General features: G+C 32.6%; 20 protein-coding genes. 2 read left to right on the forward strand and 18 right to left on the reverse strand.

Annotated features, from left to right (window positions below):
- Positions 1 to 58: 58 nt before the first annotated feature.
- The 10 genes from CLAU_RS07090 to CLAU_RS21330 all read right to left on the reverse strand — a co-directional run bounded on the left by CLAU_RS07090 (position 59) and on the right by CLAU_RS21330 (position 8,173).
- Positions 59 to 814 (reverse strand): acyl-CoA dehydratase activase, encoded by a 756-nt coding sequence (locus tag CLAU_RS07090; RefSeq protein WP_013240198.1) that lies wholly within the window; start codon positions 812 to 814, stop codon positions 59 to 61.
- 145 nt (positions 815 to 959) lie between these two features.
- The gene (locus tag CLAU_RS07095) at positions 960 to 1,211 is read right to left on the reverse strand and encodes a putative Se/S carrier protein (protein ID WP_013240199.1); all 252 of its coding nucleotides are present in this window, start codon (positions 1,209 to 1,211) and stop codon (positions 960 to 962) included.
- 17 nt (positions 1,212 to 1,228) lie between these two features.
- Positions 1,229 to 2,488 carry a double-cubane-cluster-containing anaerobic reductase gene (locus CLAU_RS07100; RefSeq protein WP_029169914.1) on the reverse strand — a complete coding sequence of 420 codons (1,260 nt, stop codon included), beginning with the start codon at positions 2,486 to 2,488 and terminating at the stop codon, positions 1,229 to 1,231.
- Positions 2,489 to 3,020: 532 nt separating this feature from the next.
- Positions 3,021 to 4,283 carry a multidrug effflux MFS transporter gene (locus CLAU_RS07105; protein ID WP_013240201.1) on the reverse strand — a complete coding sequence of 421 codons (1,263 nt, stop codon included), beginning with the start codon at positions 4,281 to 4,283 and terminating at the stop codon, positions 3,021 to 3,023.
- Positions 4,284 to 4,532: 249 nt separating this feature from the next.
- On the reverse strand, positions 4,533 to 5,288 hold the full coding sequence (map, locus tag CLAU_RS07110) for a type I methionyl aminopeptidase (protein ID WP_013240202.1): 756 nt from the start codon (positions 5,286 to 5,288) through the stop codon (positions 4,533 to 4,535).
- 159 nt (positions 5,289 to 5,447) lie between these two features.
- Positions 5,448 to 6,341 carry a YitT family protein gene (locus tag CLAU_RS07115; RefSeq protein WP_013240203.1) on the reverse strand — a complete coding sequence of 298 codons (894 nt, stop codon included), beginning with the start codon at positions 6,339 to 6,341 and terminating at the stop codon, positions 5,448 to 5,450.
- 82 nt (positions 6,342 to 6,423) lie between these two features.
- A complete protein-coding gene (locus CLAU_RS07120) occupies positions 6,424 to 6,588 on the reverse strand; it encodes a zinc-ribbon domain-containing protein (RefSeq protein ID WP_013240204.1) in 165 nt (54 codons plus the stop codon).
- A gap of 163 nt (positions 6,589 to 6,751) precedes the next feature.
- Positions 6,752 to 7,204 (reverse strand): diguanylate cyclase domain-containing protein, encoded by a 453-nt coding sequence (locus CLAU_RS21115; RefSeq protein ID WP_144289726.1) that lies wholly within the window; start codon positions 7,202 to 7,204, stop codon positions 6,752 to 6,754.
- Positions 7,205 to 7,473: 269 nt separating this feature from the next.
- Positions 7,474 to 7,836, reverse strand: coding sequence for an EAL domain-containing protein (locus tag CLAU_RS21325; RefSeq protein ID WP_013240207.1), 363 nt, complete (start codon positions 7,834 to 7,836; stop codon positions 7,474 to 7,476).
- A 73-nt stretch (positions 7,837 to 7,909) separates the two neighbouring features.
- Positions 7,910 to 8,173, reverse strand: coding sequence for an EAL domain-containing protein (locus CLAU_RS21330; RefSeq protein ID WP_013240208.1), 264 nt, complete (start codon positions 8,171 to 8,173; stop codon positions 7,910 to 7,912).
- A 227-nt stretch (positions 8,174 to 8,400) separates the two neighbouring features.
- On the opposite strand from CLAU_RS21330, the gene CLAU_RS07140 reads away from it, so the two are divergent.
- Together CLAU_RS07140 and CLAU_RS07145 are read left to right on the forward strand one after the other, a co-directional pair.
- Complete coding sequence (locus CLAU_RS07140) at positions 8,401 to 9,663, forward strand: Nramp family divalent metal transporter (protein ID WP_013240209.1); 1,263 nt, start codon at positions 8,401 to 8,403, stop codon at positions 9,661 to 9,663.
- A gap of 71 nt (positions 9,664 to 9,734) precedes the next feature.
- A complete protein-coding gene (locus tag CLAU_RS07145; protein ID WP_013240210.1) occupies positions 9,735 to 10,376 on the forward strand; it encodes a TetR/AcrR family transcriptional regulator in 642 nt (213 codons plus the stop codon).
- Between the two features lie 47 nt (positions 10,377 to 10,423).
- On the opposite strand, the gene preA is transcribed toward CLAU_RS07145, so the two are convergent.
- The 8 genes from preA to CLAU_RS07185 all read right to left on the reverse strand — a co-directional run bounded on the left by preA (position 10,424) and on the right by CLAU_RS07185 (position 20,191).
- Positions 10,424 to 11,650 carry an NAD-dependent dihydropyrimidine dehydrogenase subunit PreA gene (gene preA, locus CLAU_RS07150; RefSeq protein ID WP_013240211.1) on the reverse strand — a complete coding sequence of 409 codons (1,227 nt, stop codon included), beginning with the start codon at positions 11,648 to 11,650 and terminating at the stop codon, positions 10,424 to 10,426.
- Position 11,651: 1 nt separating this feature from the next.
- Positions 11,652 to 11,981 carry a hypothetical protein gene (locus tag CLAU_RS07155; RefSeq protein WP_013240212.1) on the reverse strand — a complete coding sequence of 110 codons (330 nt, stop codon included), beginning with the start codon at positions 11,979 to 11,981 and terminating at the stop codon, positions 11,652 to 11,654.
- A gap of 41 nt (positions 11,982 to 12,022) precedes the next feature.
- Entirely contained in the window at positions 12,023 to 13,390 is a 1,368-nt protein-coding gene (gene hydA / locus CLAU_RS07160) for a dihydropyrimidinase (RefSeq protein WP_013240213.1), read from the reverse strand.
- 32 nt (positions 13,391 to 13,422) lie between these two features.
- The gene (locus tag CLAU_RS07165; RefSeq protein WP_013240214.1) at positions 13,423 to 14,919 is read right to left on the reverse strand and encodes an NCS1 family nucleobase:cation symporter-1; all 1,497 of its coding nucleotides are present in this window, start codon (positions 14,917 to 14,919) and stop codon (positions 13,423 to 13,425) included.
- Between the two features lie 39 nt (positions 14,920 to 14,958).
- Positions 14,959 to 16,185 (reverse strand): Zn-dependent hydrolase, encoded by a 1,227-nt coding sequence (locus CLAU_RS07170; protein ID WP_029702246.1) that lies wholly within the window; start codon positions 16,183 to 16,185, stop codon positions 14,959 to 14,961.
- Positions 16,186 to 16,291: 106 nt separating this feature from the next.
- Positions 16,292 to 17,659: an aminotransferase class III-fold pyridoxal phosphate-dependent enzyme gene (locus CLAU_RS07175; RefSeq protein WP_013240216.1), complete on the reverse strand. Its 1,368-nt coding sequence runs from the start codon at positions 17,657 to 17,659 to the stop codon at positions 16,292 to 16,294.
- A 12-nt stretch (positions 17,660 to 17,671) separates the two neighbouring features.
- Positions 17,672 to 18,817: an iron-containing alcohol dehydrogenase gene (locus CLAU_RS07180; protein ID WP_013240217.1), complete on the reverse strand. Its 1,146-nt coding sequence runs from the start codon at positions 18,815 to 18,817 to the stop codon at positions 17,672 to 17,674.
- Between the two features lie 168 nt (positions 18,818 to 18,985).
- On the reverse strand, positions 18,986 to 20,191 hold the full coding sequence (locus tag CLAU_RS07185) for a PucR family transcriptional regulator (RefSeq protein ID WP_013240218.1): 1,206 nt from the start codon (positions 20,189 to 20,191) through the stop codon (positions 18,986 to 18,988).
- Positions 20,192 to 20,505: the final 314 nt, after the last annotated feature.

Here is a 20,505-nt window from a genome sequence, read left to right on the forward strand (position 1 = left end):
TTACTGTTTAATTTTTACTGTGTTTAGGATATCACAGTTTCAAATCAAAGTCAACATGTTATTTTAATTTTGAAGCTAAAAGAGCTGCTCCAATAGCACCTGCATATCTTCCAAATTTACTGTTTTTAACAGGTGAGCTTAATTTTTTAGAAAGGGTGTTTATTATATACTTATTTTGACTTAAACCACCAGTTAAAAAATAATTAAATTCGTCTCCATGCTTTTGACATAAAGATTTTACTTTACTTGTAATAGAATCAACTACTCCAAAAGCTATATCTTCTCTCCTTGTACCATTTCCAATTAAACTTGTTATTTCAGATTCAGCAAACACAGTACACATAGAACTTATAGTAACTCCATTTCCACTCTTAGCTTTTTCACATAGTTCATCTATGGTAAAGCCTAAAGTACCAGCCATTAGCTCTAGGAATCTTCCTGTACCTGCTGCACATTTGTCATTCATAGTAAAATTAGTAACTCTACCACCTTTTATGGTAATTATCTTGGTGTCTTGGCCGCCTATATCAATTACTGTACAGTCATCTTTTAAAAGGTAGTAAGCACCTTTTCCATGGCAAGTAATTTCAGTTATAGTTTTATCAGCATAGGGAACAGATACTCTTCCATACCCCGTAGCTACTATTTTACAATTATCTTTCCCCAATCCTATTTCCTTTAGTCTATCTTTTATGACACCAGCAGTTTTTACACTGCTCCAACCTGTTGGAAGTGCAAATGTTTCCTTAATTCCACTGTCATATATACAAACTTTTGAAGCAGTAGAACCTATGTCTATACCTACGTAAATCACAAAATTCCACCTTCTATATTAAGATAAATTAATAATTAATAATGAAAAGTTAATAGTAAATGGTGATTTTTTGTAGTGTAACAAAAAAAATCCACAATAAGTATTAATTCTTCATTCTTAACTATTAACTAAAAAAGTTGAGTTATTATAAATAAGGATTCACAATTTTTTTATCTACACAGTGAAAGCCTAATGTTTTTACATTATGCTGTTGTGCCATCAGCTTTATTTCTTCTTCATCCTTCTTGTTATACATTATAGATATGCCGCAGCAGGATGAAATTTCCCTAGGTGTAGGCACAATTGTATATTCTAATTTACTCCCTTTTAATAACTTTTCCATCTTTATCCCTTCAGTATGAGATGGAAAAAGTATATAGTATCTTTTATTTGACATACTATAAATCTCCTACATTATATCATCTCTAAAAATGCTTCTACTCTTGTTTTTATCTGTCCTGAATCTTCTGTAGAATAATCCGTTTCTATCTGAATTAAAGGTATATCTTTTTCTTTTAACACTTTTTCTACATCCTTATGTTCTACTGCATAAGTATGGCAAAATGAAAGATTAAAATCAATTACCCCATCTACATGATATTCATCTACATATTTTATTATATCATCAATTCTTCCTGTATTTGGGGTAAAGCAGGCACAGTTTATCTTCATATATCTGTCAGCTAAATTTTTTACTAAATCGTCTATAGTTTCTCCATCTTCACAAACTTCATTTTCAAAGTATCTAGTTCCTGTACATGTTTCTTCAACTACTACCTGTGCATTTAATCCTTCTATGATAGAATGAAGTTTCCAGTTAGGCAGTGCCATTGGGGTTCCTGTTATCATGATCCTTTTTTTACCCTCGTCTACACCTTTTTTAACTCTTTCATCCAATTCATCGCATAGTTCATTTAATTTTTCTACAAATCTATCTGGATCATCATAGAAAGCAATTTGTGATATCAATAAAACATCTAATCCACTTATTGGAGATGGCTTATATTTTCTCAAATCATATAATCTTTTAAGTGCCCTTCTCTTCGCATTTGCAGTCTTTATGCCCTGTCTTAAACTTTCTACAGTTACCTTATTGCCCGTAAGTTCTTCCATCTTGCTTATAAATTCCTTTATTTCTTCTTCCCAAGCCTTACAATTTTTTTCTCTTTTCATCTGTGGTAATTCCATAACATGAACTGGAACATAGTCATTTAATATTTCCCAAGCTTTCTTCTTTCCATCACAGGTTGTTTCTCCAATTAACATATCACACGATTGAAAATATGGACACGTTCCTCCAACTTTTGCACCCATAAGTGCCTTAATTAAAGGGCATATGTTCCTTGGTAAAACCTTTTCACCATCTTCAACCCAAAATTGAGATCCTGAGCAAAGACCTACCCCTATTGCTTTTGCTGCAAGTATAACTTCATCAGGAACAAACACACAAAATGTGCCTACTACTTTTCCACCTTGTGCTTTATAGTCATCCAGTTCCTGTATCCTTAATCCATGGACTTCAGCTACTACAAGATTAAAATAATTCATTCCCTCTGGTCTATTTTTTTGGGTTAAATAAACGCCACCGTATAATTCTGGAAGCACTGCACATAATTTATCATGTTTTTCTAGATCTATTCCCAACTTACTCCATAATTCTCTATAATCTGCCACTACATATTCCCCCTTAACTCTAGATATTATAACATTTGATTTTATGATATCACATTTAGCTCTATCCACTTATTTGATTTATAAATAGTTATAACAGCAACTATAATATATTTTTATACACACTTTCTAGGCTAAAAGTTGTCTTATATCAAATCACATAATAGCAATTTCAAATTGGCATCCCTATAGTGTTACTTAAAAAAGTAAACATATATGTAATAATTCAATCATTATGTTTAACATACTATAACAAATATTTGATATTATAATCAAATACAGATTTTATAGCTTAAAAATGGACTTATACGCAGGCATATTTTTACAATAAACAAGTACATTTAAAAACTTTGTATATAAGTCTTAGTGGAAAATTTATAAAAAACTTAGGTCTTTTGAATTGTCTGAGGTACGAGTTTTCAAAAGACCTTATGTTTTTATAAATTTTCTGCTTAGACTTATCAAAGTATTTAATCATACTTGTGGTTGTAAAAAATATCCGAAGTATAAGTCCATTTTTACTTAGAAAGTCTCTTTATTCTGCTACATCACATTGTTCCATATCTATTTCAGAAAAATGTCTTACATATGGTTTTTTATAAGCCAATTTCCATCCAATTCCACAAATTAGTCCTATTACAACAGTTAGAGCTCCTATTACAAAAACTTGATTGGGCCAATTAAATGAAACAATAACCATGCCTACGCTTCCCATAATCATTGCAAACCCACCTATAAGTGAGGATGCTGAACCTGTATCTTTCTGCTGCTGCTCAAGCATCAAGTTAGTACTTGGCGGACGCATGCAGCATGATGCTATAGTAGAAGGCAAGAGAGCTAATGCAAATACCCAAGGTTTGCTGTTATCAAATATACAAACTAATATACCGCTGGCTATCATTACAATAAAGCAAGCATCAATGATAAATTCACGTTTAAGATGACCTGCAAGCTTAAGATAAAGGAATGGACCAAATAACATTCCCACTGCATTTAAAGTAAAATAATAACTGTATACTTCACTTGTAAGTTTAAAGCCCTCTTGATATATATAGGATGATGCAGATATAAACGCCATACATGCTATATTTACTACAGAAAATATAAGTAACATAGAAAAAAATCCTGGATTCTTAAGTACTACGCCTAACCTTCCCAATGTCTGCATTACTGTTCCTTTATTGTAACTTGTTAAGGTTTCATTTAGCAATACAGATCCTATTAGAGATGCCACTCCTATAAGGGCAAGCCCCACAAATATTCCTCTCCATGAAGTTACTTTTAAAGTCCATGAGCCTAAAACTGGTGCTACAGCTGGAGAAATTACTGTCATAGATTGAACAATAGATAAAACCGATTCTCGTTTTTTGCCGCTGTAAACATCTTTAACAATAGCTGTAGCTACTGCACTAGCTGCACTTCCTCCAACAGCTTGAATAATTCTAGAAAATATTAAAAGAGTCATATTGGCCGAAAATACACACATTACACTGCCTATTAAATAAAATACAAGACCCATAATAAGTACTGGTTTACGTCCATATTTATCACTTAACGGTCCAAAAACAAGCGTGCCTATGCTAAAAAATACAAAAAACATTATAAGCGTAAGATTAGTAACAGCCTGTGATACATGGAAATATTCAGACATCATAGGCAATGCTGGAAGATAAAGATCCGTGGATAAAGGCACAAATGCACTTAATAAAGAGATAAGGATTATAAGACCTTTATTTCCTAGATATTTTTGTTTTACTTCATTACTTTTAGATGATTCTGACATATCACTTTTTCCCATAAATACCTTCCTTTCAGATTTATATATTAGCGTATAAAAATAAGCCCTACGGGCTATTATGTCAATCTATATATGGCATTTACCATATATAGCAAATCATAACATAATTCATAATACAAAATAATCAATTGCAATTCGTGAATTGTGAACTGATTTAGGTTCCATTATTTTTTAATTATTAAAGATATATAGCCGTGAATAATGTCATGTATTGCTGATACTTATCCACGGCTGCTTAATTTCTACTTTCTAAATGCTGTCTTGATCAGTTAAAATAATAGGTCCATTTTTCGTTATAGCGAGAGTATGCTCATACTGTGCTGAAAGACTTCCATCTGCAGTACGTGCTGTCCAATTATTGCTATCTACTACAGTTGAATAAGTACCTATATCTATCATAGGTTCTATAGTAATTACCATACCCTCTCTAAGTTTAAGTCCTCTTCCTGGTTTACCATAATGAGGTACACATACATCATCATGCATTACTTTTCCTATGCCATGTCCTGTATAATCTCTTACTACTGAATATCCTAGTGGCTCTGCATAGCTTTGTATTTCGTGTCCTATGTCACCTATTCTATTTCCAACAACAGCTTTCTTTATACCTCTGTAAAGACATTCTTTTGTAACCTTCATAAGGTCCTCAGCTTCCTTAGATATATTTCCTACTGCATAGGACCATGCAGAATCAGCCAACCATCCATTTAAATTTACAACCATATCTATAGTTACAATATCACCTTCTTTTAAAGGTTTGTTGCTTGGAAATCCATGACAGATCTCATCATTTACTGAAGCACAAGTAGCATACGGAAAACCCATATAACCTTTTTGCTCAGGGGTTGCCCCATTTTCTTTTAAAAATTTCTCCGTAAAAGCATCTATCTCCATAGTAGTTATACCTGGCTTAATCATTTTTCTAATTTCTTTATGACACGATGCTAGTATCTTCCCTGCTGCAGCCATATATCCTATTTCTTTTTCAGTTTTTATATCTATCAAATTTCTCGCCTCTATCTTAAAATTTATCCATACCTATTTCTATTTTAACATATTAATCTAAAAAAAACTGTTGTCAATTATTAATTATTATATACTACAGTTTACATATTTTCTACAGTTTTGTATTATAAACCTCGAAAATACTTTACAGCCTGATTATCAAACTATTTTTTTGTTCTTAACTCCACTATATAATTTAAATCCCTGTCCTAAAACTTCATGGGTATCACTTATTATTATAAATGAGTCTTTATCGATATTTTTTATGAAAGTTTTAAATCTGTTCAATTCTGATTGATCCATAACTACCATTAAAACTGTACGTTTTTCTTCAGTATAACCACCAAAACCAGACAGCACGGTAACCCCTCTGTTTAAATCCTCTAATACAGCTTTTTTTATTAGTAGTGATCTATCAGAAATTACAAAGGCAACTTTTGATCCACTAAATCCTAGCTGTATTAAATCAATAGCCTTACTAGTTATATATATGGATATAATCGCATAAAGTGCTTTTTCTGCACCAAATACAAAACCAGCACAAATAATTACAGATCCATCTATTAATCCTTGAGAATTTCCAATGCTCAAAGCTGTATATTTATTGGCAATACTAGCTATTATTGAGGTTCCCCCTGTAGATCCATCACTTTTAAAAACTAAGCCAAGTCCTATACCTGATAGTACTCCTCCATATATAGCACCTAAAAGAGGATTTAATGTCAAAGCATGAAAATGTGTTGTAAAAAGTATGCATAAAGGTAGAACCAAAGAGCCAAATACAGTTCTCATTGCAAATTTTTTCCCCATAAAAAATAATCCTACAAAAATCAGCGGAATATTTGCACACCACTGGGTAATAGCAGGCTCTACACCAAATACATGCTGTACTAGTATTGATATTCCAACCGTCCCACCAGAAGCTATTTCATTAGGCTTTAAAAACAGATTAAATCCAAAGGCTACTATTATACATCCTATCATCATTTGTAAATACTGTTTTATATATTGATAGATAGTACTTTTATTAGTCCAAACATTGTGCTTTGTCATTTTCAATTTCCTTTCCATGAAAATCATCTAAACTTTTAAAAGCCCTATAGCATAAAACTATAGGGCTTTAGTAAACACCGTATTATCTTCTGAATCCTCTGTTGTTCTGTTGTTTTCTTTTTCTTCTACAATCAGGACATCTCTGAGGTTCATTTTCAAAACCTTTTTCTTTATAAAATTCTTGTTCGCCTTCAGTGAATACGAATTCTTCTCCACAGTCTTTGCAAACTATAGTTTTATCTGCCATTTAAACATACCTCCTTTTCCAAAAATCAAGATCTAAAACGATTCACAAATATATTTCTAAAAGAGATATGTTGTTCATCTAATCAAATCTAAGCATTAGTTATTACTAATACTTATTCAGTGTATCATACTAGTATTTAATTTGCAATATAATTGACCTCATTTTAATAAACTTCATCAATTATATAGCTGCTCCTATCCCTATTTCCTTTGGCCTGTTTTTTTAAAGTACTCATATATTCACCAATTTCATCTACATCTTTAAATCTATTGACATTTCCGTACATTCCTCCAAATGCAATTGATGTAAGTGGAAAGATATCCTTATTACCCTTTCGATCAAAGGATTCTATGTAATTATTTTCTTTATCTTTTTCATTGAAAAAATTAAGTATTTTCAAATCAAATTCACGGATCATCTCTTCACATAATTTATAACACTTAGCAGCAGTATCTTCTATTATACACACAAAATCATCTCCTCCTAAATGTCCTATAAATCTATTGTATGGAAAAGATTTCTTAATCTTATTTTCTAAAAAAATTGAAGTGAATTTTAATACCTTATCTCCATTTTCAAAACCATAGGTCTTTTTAAGAACACTGAGATTCCATATTTTGTAGCAAGCATAGAATCAAGATTGTGTTTCATAATTAAACCTGTGGGAAAATCTTCATTTACTATACATACTCCTGTAACACTTGATTGTTCAAAAAATTTTTTTATATTTTCACTTTTAGTTGATCCCGAAAATGTTTTATTTTCTTGGGCAATATCTCCAATATAACTTTTTTCAAATTTAACTTTGTTATCAGATATTTTATTATAATCAATTATTTTTTCTCTTACATTTTGAGGAATATCTAAAAATGTTCCTGCTGGTCTTTAAAGAAAATATCCCTGTCCAGCACAAACACCTATTTCAATTAAAGTTAAAAGTTCTTCTTTCGTTTCAATCCCTTCTGCAATAAGTTTCATATTAGTAGATCTTGCCAAAGTTACAAATGTTCTCATAAGTTCCTGTTTAAATAAATCTTTATCTACATTTTTTATGAGAGAAATATCAATTTTAATATACTGAGGTTTTATTTCCATTAAAGTTTTAAGGCCTGAATAACCTGCCCCTGTATCATCAATTGCAATTTTATATCCTTGATTAATATAATTTTCAAGGGCATTTTTAAAACTTTTATAATCTTCTATAGCAGTTTTCTCCGTAATTTCAAAAATAATTAAGTCTGGAGACATATTGTGTTTCTTTAAAAATCCTTTGTAAACCCACTTTTAAATCTTTCATCTCTAAATATTTTAGGATCTACATTTATAAATAGTAATTTATTTTTATCAATTGAATTTGCCTTTTCAATGCTTTTACCCTACACAAAAATTCAAGTTCCCATGTTTTATTATACTTTTCTGTAGTCGAAAAAAGTTTATCTGGGAAATACAAAGGTGAACCTTCAGGTCCGCGGCTAAGTGCTTCGTATCCTATAACAAAACCATTTTTCAAAGAAACGATAGGCTGAAAAACAGTATTGATACTTTTTTCCGCTAATATTTTCTCAAGTTCATTCTCTATGCTCATTTAATACACCTCATTAATTTGACTTCAAAAAAAGTATACATTTTACAAGTTAACTATATGTTATCTATACCATAACAGTTTGTTAAAAACATTAAGTTCTAGTTACTAAATAACCCTATTTTCCATATGCATCAGTAACACTTTTAACCTACATTACATATTTTACAGTAGTGAAAGAACTTTAGCCTAGACTAACAAATTTTTTATAAAGAAGGTAAGTTTAGAATATGGAAAACGAGTTAAATGTATTGAAGAAAAATAGAGGAATACTTGGGAAAAGCCGTGAATTATCCAAATTTTTAGGGCCTGCTTTTATAGTAAGCGTGGCTTATATAGATCCTGGAAATTTTGCTACAAATATAAGTGCCGGCTCCCAATTTAACTATACTCTCCTATGGGTAATCCTGTGGAGCAATATAATGGCCATCTTCCTCCAGTCCATGTCTGCAAAGCTAGGCATTGCCACAGGACACAACCTACCTGAAATGTGTGGAATGATTTTTTCAAAAAAAGCCAACTGGTTTTTATGGATTTGTGCCGAACTTGCTGCTATGGCAACAGATTTGGCAGAATTTCTAGGCGGCACTCTTGGATTGTATCTACTATTTAAAATTCCTATGATTTATGCAGGTCTTCTCACTGGATTAGCAACTTATATCATTGTATATATGGAGAAATATGGTCAAAGGATAATAGAAGCAATAATCACTACATTAGTAACTGTTATATGCATTGCATATTCTATGGAATTATTTATAGCTAAACCTGATTGGACAGCTGTTGGGATACATACCCTTGTTCCCATACTGCCAAATGGAAGTGCTGTATTGATAGCTGTAAGCATGTTAGGAGCTACTGTTATGCCCCATGTTATATATCTGCATTCTCAATTGGTTCAAAGTCGTAATCATAGAAATGACAGCATAAAAGCTAAGCTTAGTCACTTAAAAATGGAGAGAATTGACATAATAATTGCCATGAACATTGCATTTATCGTAAATGCAGCAATGGTAATAGTTTCAGCTGCAGTATTTTATAAAAATGGAATAGCTGTAGACTCCATCGAACAGGCACATAAGTCTCTAGAACCACTAGTAGGTTCCTTATCCAGTGGAATTTTTGGCATAGCCTTAATTGCATCTGGATTGTCTTCATCTGCAGTAGGAACGTTAGCAGGACAGACTATTATGAAAGGTTTTGTAAATCTAAATATACCACTTAATGTTAGAAGACTTATAACTATGACACCTGCAATGGTTATTATATGTCTTGGAATGAATCCAATGAAAGCTTTAGTGCTAAGCCAGGTTGCATTAAGTTTTGCCCTCCCCCTTGCAATAATACCTATGCTGCTTATAACCAGTCGAAAAGATCTCATGGGTAACCTTGTCAATAAGCCTCTTACAAAAACTGTAGGATGGATTATAACCTGTGTAATAATAGGGTTAAATGCTTTACTCATATGTTTAACTTTTACGGGCAATGTTTAATACAACATTGCCTATATGATCGGCAAAGGTTATAATTACTTTAAATATATCAATTTGAAAGGAAGATAATATTGGATAAAGAAAAATATCATCATGGAAATTTAAAAGAAGAAATGATAAAAAAGGGAATTGAGCTTCTAACTAATAGTGGATATGAAGATTTTTCTTTAAGAAAAGTAGCTAAAATGTGCAGCGTGAGCCATACCGCACCCTATAAACATTTTAAAAATAAAGATGAACTCATTTCTGCAATCATTATGGAAGTATCAAAAAGCTTTGAAAACTCTTTGAATGAAATTGTAAATAAATATCCTTCCGATCCAAAAAAACAACTTGTTGAACTCGGAAAACAATATGTAAAATTTATGATTGAAAATCCAGATTATTTTAAATTTATTTTCTTAAGCGATTTTAGTAAACCTGTAAATATAAGCAAAGATGATAATTCATCCTATGAAGGTGGAGCTTTTCAAGTATTTAAAGCAAGTGCCATTAATTACCTAAAATCTGTATATAAAAATACTATAGAAGAAAAGGATCTATCTTTAGACATATTAACCATGTGGAGTGCGGTACACGGTATTTCTGTGTTACTATTAAATAATAGTATAAAATACGATGGAGATTGCATTGATTTAGTTGACAAAATGTTGAATGAAAAAATAATAAAAATATATGATACTATTAAATTGCCCTGCGACTCTTGCAAATAAAATAAGGCTATAAGCTAACATACTCATAGTCTTATTTATTTAAATTTTTAAGCCAATTGCCTAACTTTTTTTGCAGTTTTAATTACTTTTTTACCACTTAGTATATCTCCAGTAGGACATATATTTGCACATAAATGACATCCCTCACATTTATCTTCAATAAGCTGTGGTTTTCTAGATTCATAGTTCCATTTTATAGCTTGATGTCCTCCATCAAAACAAGATATATAACATCTTCCACATCCAACACAATTGTGATCTCTAAATTCAGGATAAATTATATAATCCCTTTCAAGTTCATCTGCATTCACTACATTTTTAACTGCCAATCCCACTAAATCTTTTACTTTTTCAAATTTTTTATCTTCCATATAATAGGACAATCCACTTATCAAATCCTTTATTATTCTATATCCATATTGCATAACAGCTGTAGTAATTTGAATATTGGATGCTCCTAGCAGTAAAAATTCTACTGCATCTTCCCAAGTTTCTATTCCACCTATTCCACTTATAGGAATTTCTTTTAGTTTTTCACTCTTAGCCAAGTCACTTATAAATCTAAGAGCTATAGGCTTGATTGCCTTTCCTGAATATCCAGATACAGCTGACTTACCATTTATTATTGGATAAGGTGAGAACTTATCTAAATCAACCCTAGTTATACTTTTTACAGTGTTTATAGCAGCTATTCCATCTGCGCCGCCGTGTATTGAAGCTTCTGCAGGGATTACCATATTCCCTATATTGGGAGTCATCTTGGCAAGTACAGGAAGTGAAGTTCCTCTTCTTACAGCTTTGCAGTATTTCTCTACAAGTTCAGGATTTTGACCTACATCTGACCCCATGGATTCTTCCGCCATCTGGGGACATGAAAAGTTACATTCAATTATATCTGCACCTGCCTTTGTAACTAACTCCGCCAGCTTAGTCCACTGCTGTTCATTTTCTCCCATAATGGATGCAACAATAACTTTATCTTTAAATTCTCTCTTCAATTTACTTATACATTCTAGATTATATTCTAAAGGATGCTCTGATATCTGCTCCAAATTTTTAAATCCTATAAAAGGAGTATTCTCTTTGCCTATTGCATCAAACCTAGGAGATACCTCATCTGCAACATAAAAGCCTATAGTCTTAAATACCACACCAGCCCAGCCCATGTTTAGAGCTTTAGCGCACATTTCAAAGTTATTGCTAATTACAGAAGAGGACAAGAAAAATGGATTTTCGCACTTTATACCACAAAACTCTATAGAAAGGTCCCTCATTTTAAATTACCTCCTCCACTTTTAAGCTCTCTTCATGAAGAAATTTGTGTATCATCCTTATCTTTATGGGTCTATCTATTTTTCCCCTTATGCAATTTCTTTGACAATACATCTTATTATTGCATGCAAGACCACATTCACCAGATTTATATAAGTCATTCATAAACTTATGACAGGCTCCTTTATAATTCTTAAATCTTAGAGACATTATAATATCTGCTGCATTTTTTCCTCCCGGACATGCTTTACTGCAAGGTGGATCATAACATAAAAGACATCTAGAAACTTCTTCTGTTATCTGACTAAATTTCATATCATTTTTCTTGTCCATATTAAGTCCTCCTATTAAGGCATTTGAAAGAAAATGCCTAATTACCTCTTTATCTTTCTCTTTAAGAATTTTCCCCAACCGGGTTTTCCTACAAATTCTCCATCTTTAAATACAAGCTTTCCTCTTGATAAAGTCATAACTGGATATCCTTTCAATTTAACTCCTTCCCATATGGTATAATCTACATCAGAATGCATATTATTCTTTGAAATTGTAAATTCCTTTTTAGGATCATAGATTACAATATCAGCATCTTTTCCTATTACAATACTACCCTTTTGATTATCACATCCAAATATTTTTGCAGGGTTTGCACTGCAAACTTCTACTGCCTTGTTAAAGGAAATCCTTCCTTTATTTGCTTCACTTAACATATATGGATACATATTTTCTATGCCCATACATCCATTTGGTATCTTTGTAAAATCATCTTTTCCCCAATCTTTTTCAGAACTTTGAAATGGACAATGATCTGTAGCTATAGTAGAAATATCACCTGTTTTTATACCTTTCCATAGGGCATCTAAGCTTTCTTTCCCTTTCATTGGTGGGGAGCACACAAAATTTCTACCGTCTTCTCTCTTGTAAACTTCGCTTGTAAAATATAAATATTGAGGACAAGTTTCTGCATATATTTCATATCCTTCATCTTTTGCCCTCTTTACTTCTTCCATACCTTCTTTGTTTGCAAGATGTACTATATAAAGGGGAGCATTTAGTGATTTTGCCCAGTGTATTGCCCTCTTATCCGCCTCTGCTTCTACAAATTCAGGTCTTGACATATAGTGATACCAGGCAGAAGTTTTTCCTTCTTTCAGATATTTATCCGTTCTTATGTCTATTAAATCAGGGTTTTCTGCATGCACTGAAATAAGTGCTCCTGTTTCCTTGGATTTTTCAAGCACCTGGCAAAGCACTCCATCATCTGCCATAAGCCCTTCTTTTTTATATACCATATACACTTTAAAGCTGGGAAGTCCATAATCTACTGCAGCTTGAAATTCATCTAAAATTTCTGGTCTTAAATCAGATATAACTACGTGAAAAGCATAATCAACACAAGCTTGTGGTGCACAGAGCTCATCTCTTTCCCTAGCCGTTTGAATTATGCCGTGGCCTTTCTGCTGCAGTGCAAAATCAAAAACTGTAGTTGTACCTCCACAGGCAGCAGCTCTCGTACCTGCCTCATAACTATCTGCAGATATGGTGCCCCCAAAGGGCATTTCAAGATGTGTATGTGCATCTATTGCCCCTGGTAATACATATTTTCCTTCTGCATCTATTATCTCTTCTCCACTACCCTCAATTTCTTTTCCTATGACTGCAATTTTCCCATTTTTTATGCCTATATCTGCTTTATAAGTATCTTTAGCCGTTATTATAACTCCATTTTTTATAATCAAATCCATAATTTATCACCTCATAAAATAATCTAAAAGCTTTATTCTTCAAATTCTTCAGGCTGACTATTAATTTTGCCTGAATCTTTAGATCCTGCACTTAATAAATAATAAACAACAAATGAAACTCCAAAACCTACAAACCAAGCATAATTTACTATTCCACTTAAGCTAGGGACTATTTTACCTATAAGAGCTGCAAAAATTCCTAAAACAAGTGCAATAATTGCCTTTGGATTAAACCCTTTCTTATAGGTATACAATCCTTCTTTAAGATACAGATCTTTAAGATTTACCTTGGTCTTTTTTATAAGCCAATAATCACATATGATTATTGCAGCTACAGGTCCAAGTATTCCAGAATAAGTGTCAAGCCATGTATACACATATCCACTAGGATCTGCTAAAAGCTTCCATGGCATTATGAGTATTCCTATAATACCTGTAATAAGCCCTCCCATTTTAAAACTTATATGTTTCGGTGCTACATTTGAAAAATCATTTGCTGGTGAAACAATGTTTGCGGCAATATTAACAGAAAGAGAAGCAACTACTATACCAAAGAAACCTACTAACATTGCAAAAGGATTTGAAAATTTCGATATTATATCTACCGGACTCCACATGCTTTTTCCAAATATTACTGCAGTAGCAGAAGTTATTATTATACCCATAGCAGAAAATACTGTCATAGTTATAGGAAGTCCTAAAGATTGTCCTATTAACTGCTCTTTCTGACCCTTTGCATATCTTGTAAAATCTGGTATATTTAAAGACAGTGTTGCCCAAAATCCTACCATGCTGGTAAGTGAAGCAGGAAATACTTTCATAAAATCACTCATGGTATGCAATTTGCCTGGTGAACTTAAAAGTGGTCCAAAGCCGTGAGCAGATTTAATTGCCCAAGCCATCAAAACAAAAGCTAAAACCATAACTAGTGGAGCTGCCCAGTTTTCAAATCTTTTCAGCTGCTCCATGCCTTTAAATATAACAAACATCTCAAGGCCCCAGAATATCATAAATGTTATACCAGACGGCAAACTAAGTCCTGCTATTTGAAAACTTCCCCCAAGAGTTTTCCATCCTGGAATTACAGCTGAAAACAATACATTTAATGCACTTCCGCCTATATAGGTATTTATTCCAAACCACCCGCAGGCAACAACTGCCCTTAAAATTGCAGGTATATTTGCACCAAATACTCCAAAGGATAGCCTTGAAAATACCGGAAAGTTAATTCCATATTTAGTTCCAGGATGGGCGTTCAATAAAATTGGTACTAAAACTATTAGGTTTCCAAGAGTAATTGTAAATAATGCTTGTTTCCAGTTCATTCCCAGTGATATCAAGCTTCCCGCTAGCATATAGGTAGGTATACAGTGAGCCATTCCAATCCAGAGAGCAGTGAAATTATAGGTATTCCAGGTCCTTTCCTTAACCGGAACTGGTGCGTTATCGCCATTGTACAGTTTACTTTCTGTAACAGTTGTATCGGATTGATCTAATTCATATATTTCTTTTTCTACTGGCTGTTCCATATAGATCCCCTCTTCCTTTTAATAGACTTATAATCAAATTTACATCTTATCGATGTCTAGTATAGTTTGAAGCAGTACATTGGCACCTTTTACACAATTATCAAGAGGAGTTTTTTCTATTTCACAGTGGCTGTGTCCTCCAATACTTGGAACAAATATCATAGTTACAGGAAGCATATCAGCTGCAAATTGAGAATCATGTCCAGGACCACTGTACATTCTCATATTGGAATATCCATAAAGATTTGCATTTTTTTCAACCAGATTTACTAATTCTTTATTGAAGCTGACAGTTTTACGTGCCCACAATTCCTCATAGCTAACTTTACAGCCTGCGAGTTCAGATGGAATGTTCTTAATTATATCAACTACCTGCTGTACTACTTTTGGATCTTGATGTCTTGCATCCAAAGTAAATTTAACGTCATCTGGTATAATTGTATGAACATTTGGTGAGCAGTTAATTCTTCCAGTAGTATAGACTAACTTGCCATCAAGTTTATCTAGTTCCTTGTGAAGATATAAAATGGCTTCAGATGCTGCCAAAAGAGCATCTTTTCTTAATTTCTGTGGAACAGTTCCTGCATGCCCAGCTTGACCTATAAATTCGAATTCATAGTTAACCATTCCAACAACGCCCTCTACAACTCCAATATCCTTTTTGGCGGCTTCAAGTACTGGTCCCTGTTCAATATGCAGTTCTAAAAGAGCCATATAATCTTTAGGATTTATTCTATTTTTTTCATCACCCTTATATCCACTTGCATCCAGAGCTTCACCAAAAGTTACGCCTTCCGGGTCCTTTGATGCCAGCATCTTTTCTTTATCAAATTTACCAGTAACAACACCAGATGACATCATAGCAGGATCAAAACGTGCTCCTTCTTCGTTAGTCCATATCATAACTGTAATTGGATGGCGGTGAGGAATGTTTTCCCTAACTATAGTTTCAGCTGCTTCCATTGCAGTCATTACTCCTAAAATTCCATCATAATTTCCTCCTTGTACTACTGAATCACAATGAGACCCCATTGCAATATGAGGCAAGTCCTCCAATCCTTTGAAAGTAGCATACATATTTCCCATATCATCTGTTACAATATATGCACCTAGTGATTTCATTCTCTTTGTAAATTCTGCTCTTGCTTGAAGGGCTGCTTCTGATAGGGATAACCTTGTTATTCCACCGTGTCCTGTAGCACCAAATTTACTAAAAGTAGCAATTTTATTTTCCATTCTTTCTTTATCACAGCTAATTTTTTTCATATCTTTTACTTCCATAATCAATATCTCCTTTACATTTTTTCAAATTGATTTATAATATAATTGGTTAATTAATTTTAAGTGTCCTATTCTTCCACAAAAGGGACGCTTATTTTTTTAATGTTTTTACAAATTCATCTATAGAATACATAACCCTATCAAAAATATTCATAGCTTCTTCCATCTCTTTTTTATTTATAATAAGTGGAGGTGCTATCATTAAGCAGCTCTCATGAGAATAAGTTGAAAATCCTTCCTCTTTTAACATTCCAACTATCTTTGACATTATTCCATCTGGATCTTTTCCATAAGGCACTAGAGCTTCTCTAGTTTCTCTATCTTTTACTAGTTCTACTGCTGAAAACAATCCTATATATCTGACGTCTCCTACACTCGAATGCTTTTTCTTTATTTCCTCTAATTTTTGTCCTAAAATGACCCCCATCTTCTTAGAATTTTCTATTAGATTTTCTTCATCATATACATCTAATGTTGCGCAGCCTGCAGCACAAGCTAGTGGATGTGCATTGTATGTTAGCCCACACATAAGTACATTATCATCAAAAAACTTTGCTATTTTCTCACTTACAATTACTCCTCCAAGAGGTACATATCCACAAGTAATTCCTTTTGCAAATGTGATAATATCTGGTTTTACATCCCAGTTATTGCAGGCAAACCATTCTCCAGTTCTTCCCCATCCAGCCATAACTTCATCACAAACCATAACTATTCCAAATTCATCACATAGCTTCCTTATTCCTTGGAGATAACCTTCAGGTGGTATGATTACACCATTGCTGCCAGTTACACTTTCAACAACAATAGCTGCTACTTTATCCGTACCCTCGTATATAAGCTGCTCTCTAAGTTTGCTTAAATAAAATTTTGAAGCTTCTTTTTCACTTTCAAATCTTATTTTTTCTCTGTAAATATAAGGATCAAAGAACTTTACAAATCCAGGTATTCCAGGTTCACAAGTATATCTTCTTGGCTCTCCGCTTAAATTTGCAGCTCCAAAACTTGCTCCATGGTAAGAACGATATCTCGAAAATATCTTAAATCTTCCAGTAACCATCTTAGCTATTTTTATAGCATTTTCATTGGAGTCTGATCCACCTAATGTAAAGAATACTTTAGCCATATTATCTGGTGCCTTTTCTATTACCCTAGCAGCCAATTTTGCCCTTACATCTACAGCATAGGAAGGTCCCATAAATGGCATTTTTTCTGCCTGCCTTTTTATAGCCTCTATTATCTTTTTATTTCCATGTCCTACATTTACATTAACTAATTGAGAGGACATATCAAAATACTTTTTCCCATCACTGTCCCAAAAATAAATTCCTTCAGCCTTTGTAATTACAAGTGGTTTTAGATTTTTCTGTGCACTCCAGGAATGCAAGTTGTACTTTTTATCATACTCTCTAATTTGATCAACATCTAAATCTAACTCAGTATCTTCTAAAACTTCCATTTAAATTCCTCCTTAATATATCTTTTCATATATTTCTACTAACTGCTCTACCGTAGGTTTTCTCGGATTAAGAGCTGTAGTTTTACTTTCCATAGCATCTTCTGCCATCTTTCTAAAATTGTCTTTGTCTACACCAACTTCTTTAAGTGATACTGGAAGCCCTGTTTCCAAGAAAATAGACTTTATAGTATCTACTGCAATCAAGCTTGCTTCTCTTACAGATTTTCCTTCTACATTTTCTCCCATAGCTTCCGCTATAACTTTAAATCTTTCAGCACAAGAAGCTCTATTAAATTTCATAACCTCTGTAAGCAAAATTGCATTTGCCATTCCATGGGGAACTTTATAATAAGCTCCTAAGGGTCTTGACATTGAATGAACAAGTGCTGTAGATGCATTACTAAAAGCAAGTCCTGCATACATCTGTCCAAGCAGCATTTTTTCCCTAGCTTCAATATCACCTTTAAGCACTGACCGTGAAATATTACTACTTATAATCTTTATTGCCTTTATTGCAAATGTATCTGACATTGGCTGTGCAGCCTTTGAAATATATGCCTCAATTGCATGAGTGAAAGCGTCCATCCCTGTAGCTGCCGTAACCTGAGGCGGCATCATCATAGTCAAAAGTGGGTCTAAAATTGCTACTTCAGGTATTATAAAGTTACTTGAAATAAGCATCTTTATCTTTCTTTCAGTATCCGTTATTATAGAAAACTTACTAACTTCACTTCCAGTTCCTGCTGTAGTAGGAACTGCTATAATAGGTATTCCGTAAGTTTTAGGCTGAACTTTTTCATAATCTAAAATATCCCCTCCATTTCCTATAGCCATACTTATGGCTTTGGCTGCATCCATAGCGCTTCCTCCACCTAAGGCAACTATAAAATCTACTTTTTCTTTTTTTCCTGCTTTCACTCCTTCCCTTACAGTAATTACACTAGGATCTGATTCTACTTTATTAAATATAACAGGATCTATTCCCTGATCTTTTAAACTATAGTAAACTTTATCTAATGCACCTGTCTTTTTTGACGAATGTTTTCCTGTAACTATCATTGCCTTATTTCCAAACACCGCTGCTTCACTTCCAATGAAATTTACGGTATCTTTCCCATATATTATTTTCTTGGGACATTGAAAAACTGAATAATCCATAATTCCATCACCTAACCCGTTTAATTTGTAATTTATCAATTTAATTGCTATTTATTTAACTGTTTATTAAACTTAATGTATATAATTTACCATATTTCTAAACTAATTAGTATGTCCACTATGAACAAATATATGTATAAATTTTTGTTCACCATATAGAAATTGCATTTAAATCAATCTTAAAAACACCCCAATTTTTATACAGAGCATAATATTAAAGACAGTTTCATCATCCTTCAAATCACAGTTTAATATTTCCTCTATTCTATTTATCCTATATTTTATAGTATTTCTGTGGATGTACAGCTTTTCTGCAGTTTTACCTAAGTTTCTATTTTCCTTTAAATATGCAATTAACGTTTTTACTAGCACAGAGGAGTTTTTTTCATCATATATTTTAAGTTTAAGTAAATTTTCATCAAATAGTTTTTTCATCTCTGCATTGGTTTCTATATCAAAAAAAAGCCTAAATATACCTAAGCCTTTATACTTTATAACACAATTCTTCTTTCCAAAAATCTTAGATAACTTTAATGCTTTTATTGCCTCTAATATTACGCATTTAAAATCTTTTAGATCACTGCATTCATCTCCTATTCCTATACTTACAGTAATATCACCCATTCTCTTTGATATTTCATTTCGTATAGATTCTGCAATCCTGTCTATATTTTCTACATTGGAACATACCATAAAATAAAATGCATCACTTTGAACTGCATAAAAATATTTTTTGTTATTTTCATCTAAAACGTATTCTACTATATCTTGTACACGGTTTTTTATATTTGATATAATTTCCTCGTCATCTATATTTTTTTTCTTTATATAAGAGCTAAAATTGTCAATATCAACTATTAGGCTGCAATATTTCTTTTCTCTTTTGTATCCATATAAAATTGCCCTATCCAACATTTCCTCATCAATATTTATATCCTCAAAAATCACTTCTCGCATAAAATTGTTCACAGATTCCTTATGCGCATTTCGTGCAAAAATGGCCCTGCAAATAATTTGAGTTACATCTATCAATTTCACCTCGAAAGGTAACTCAAATATAGGAAAACCTGCAGTATTTGCAAAATCTATAACTCCTTTAGGTGTCTCTTTTATATAAGGCCCTATATTTATAACAAGGCCAGATAAATTTCTAGAAATAATGTCTTTAATAAATTTAAGGAGAACTTCTGAATTATTTCCTATTGCTATACCAGTAATAAATAAAAGTTCTCCTCCTTTTACAAAATCACCAACATCAGGTACTTCTATTACATGTGCCCAGGTAATTCCCCTGTCTAAACCGCCCTTTCCAGCTACAACTTTCATTTTTTCAAGTCCTGGTAAATTTAATATATTTCTACAGGTAACAATCATATTTTCTATCCCTCTTTTATAATTTAATGTATATTTGATAAAAATATGCTAATATTTTTATTATTTGTTTAAAATATCCTTGTATATAATTATAATATATTAATATTTTTTTGTAAAAGTACAAAAATGAAAATTGAATATTTTTACCTTTAATGCAGAGAATAAGCATAAACAGAATTCTTGGCATCAGATGGGGTCTTGACTCCACCTGATACTTAGAAATCGTTATCCAGGGACGTATCTGCTCTTTACTCCCACTTGGATAAGTTGGAGTATTAGAGCAGGTAGTCATCGGATAAATTATAAAATAATTT

This window comes from Clostridium autoethanogenum DSM 10061 (assembly GCF_001484725.1).
Taxonomy (GTDB): domain Bacteria; phylum Bacillota; class Clostridia; order Clostridiales; family Clostridiaceae; genus Clostridium_B; species Clostridium_B ljungdahlii.

Coding starts and splice junctions, on each gene's coding strand:
- CLAU_RS21325 (WP_013240207.1), bottom strand. CDS start 7,836: ATGTCTCCAGACTTAATTATTTTTGAAATTACGGAGAAAACTGCTATA.
- CLAU_RS07170 (WP_029702246.1), bottom strand. CDS start 16,185: ATGAAAAAAATTAGCTGTGATAAAGAAAGAATGGAAAATAAAATTGCT.
- hydA (WP_013240213.1), bottom strand. CDS start 13,390: ATGGATTTGATTATAAAAAATGGAGTTATAATAACGGCTAAAGATACT.
- CLAU_RS07115 (WP_013240203.1), bottom strand. CDS start 6,341: ATGACAAAGCACAATGTTTGGACTAATAAAAGTACTATCTATCAATAT.
- CLAU_RS07185 (WP_013240218.1), bottom strand. CDS start 20,191: ATGATTGTTACCTGTAGAAATATATTAAATTTACCAGGACTTGAAAAA.
- CLAU_RS21330 (WP_013240208.1), bottom strand. CDS start 8,173: ATGAGCATAGAGAATGAACTTGAGAAAATATTAGCGGAAAAAAGTATC.
- CLAU_RS07180 (WP_013240217.1), bottom strand. CDS start 18,817: ATGGATTATTCAGTTTTTCAATGTCCCAAGAAAATAATATATGGGAAA.
- CLAU_RS07140 (WP_013240209.1), top strand. CDS start 8,401: ATGGAAAACGAGTTAAATGTATTGAAGAAAAATAGAGGAATACTTGGG.
- CLAU_RS07165 (WP_013240214.1), bottom strand. CDS start 14,919: ATGGAACAGCCAGTAGAAAAAGAAATATATGAATTAGATCAATCCGAT.
- CLAU_RS07120 (WP_013240204.1), bottom strand. CDS start 6,588: ATGGCAGATAAAACTATAGTTTGCAAAGACTGTGGAGAAGAATTCGTA.
- CLAU_RS07155 (WP_013240212.1), bottom strand. CDS start 11,981: ATGGACAAGAAAAATGATATGAAATTTAGTCAGATAACAGAAGAAGTT.
- preA (WP_013240211.1), bottom strand. CDS start 11,650: ATGAGGGACCTTTCTATAGAGTTTTGTGGTATAAAGTGCGAAAATCCA.
- CLAU_RS07175 (WP_013240216.1), bottom strand. CDS start 17,659: ATGGAAGTTTTAGAAGATACTGAGTTAGATTTAGATGTTGATCAAATT.
- CLAU_RS07095 (WP_013240199.1), bottom strand. CDS start 1,211: ATGTCAAATAAAAGATACTATATACTTTTTCCATCTCATACTGAAGGG.
- CLAU_RS07105 (WP_013240201.1), bottom strand. CDS start 4,283: ATGGGAAAAAGTGATATGTCAGAATCATCTAAAAGTAATGAAGTAAAA.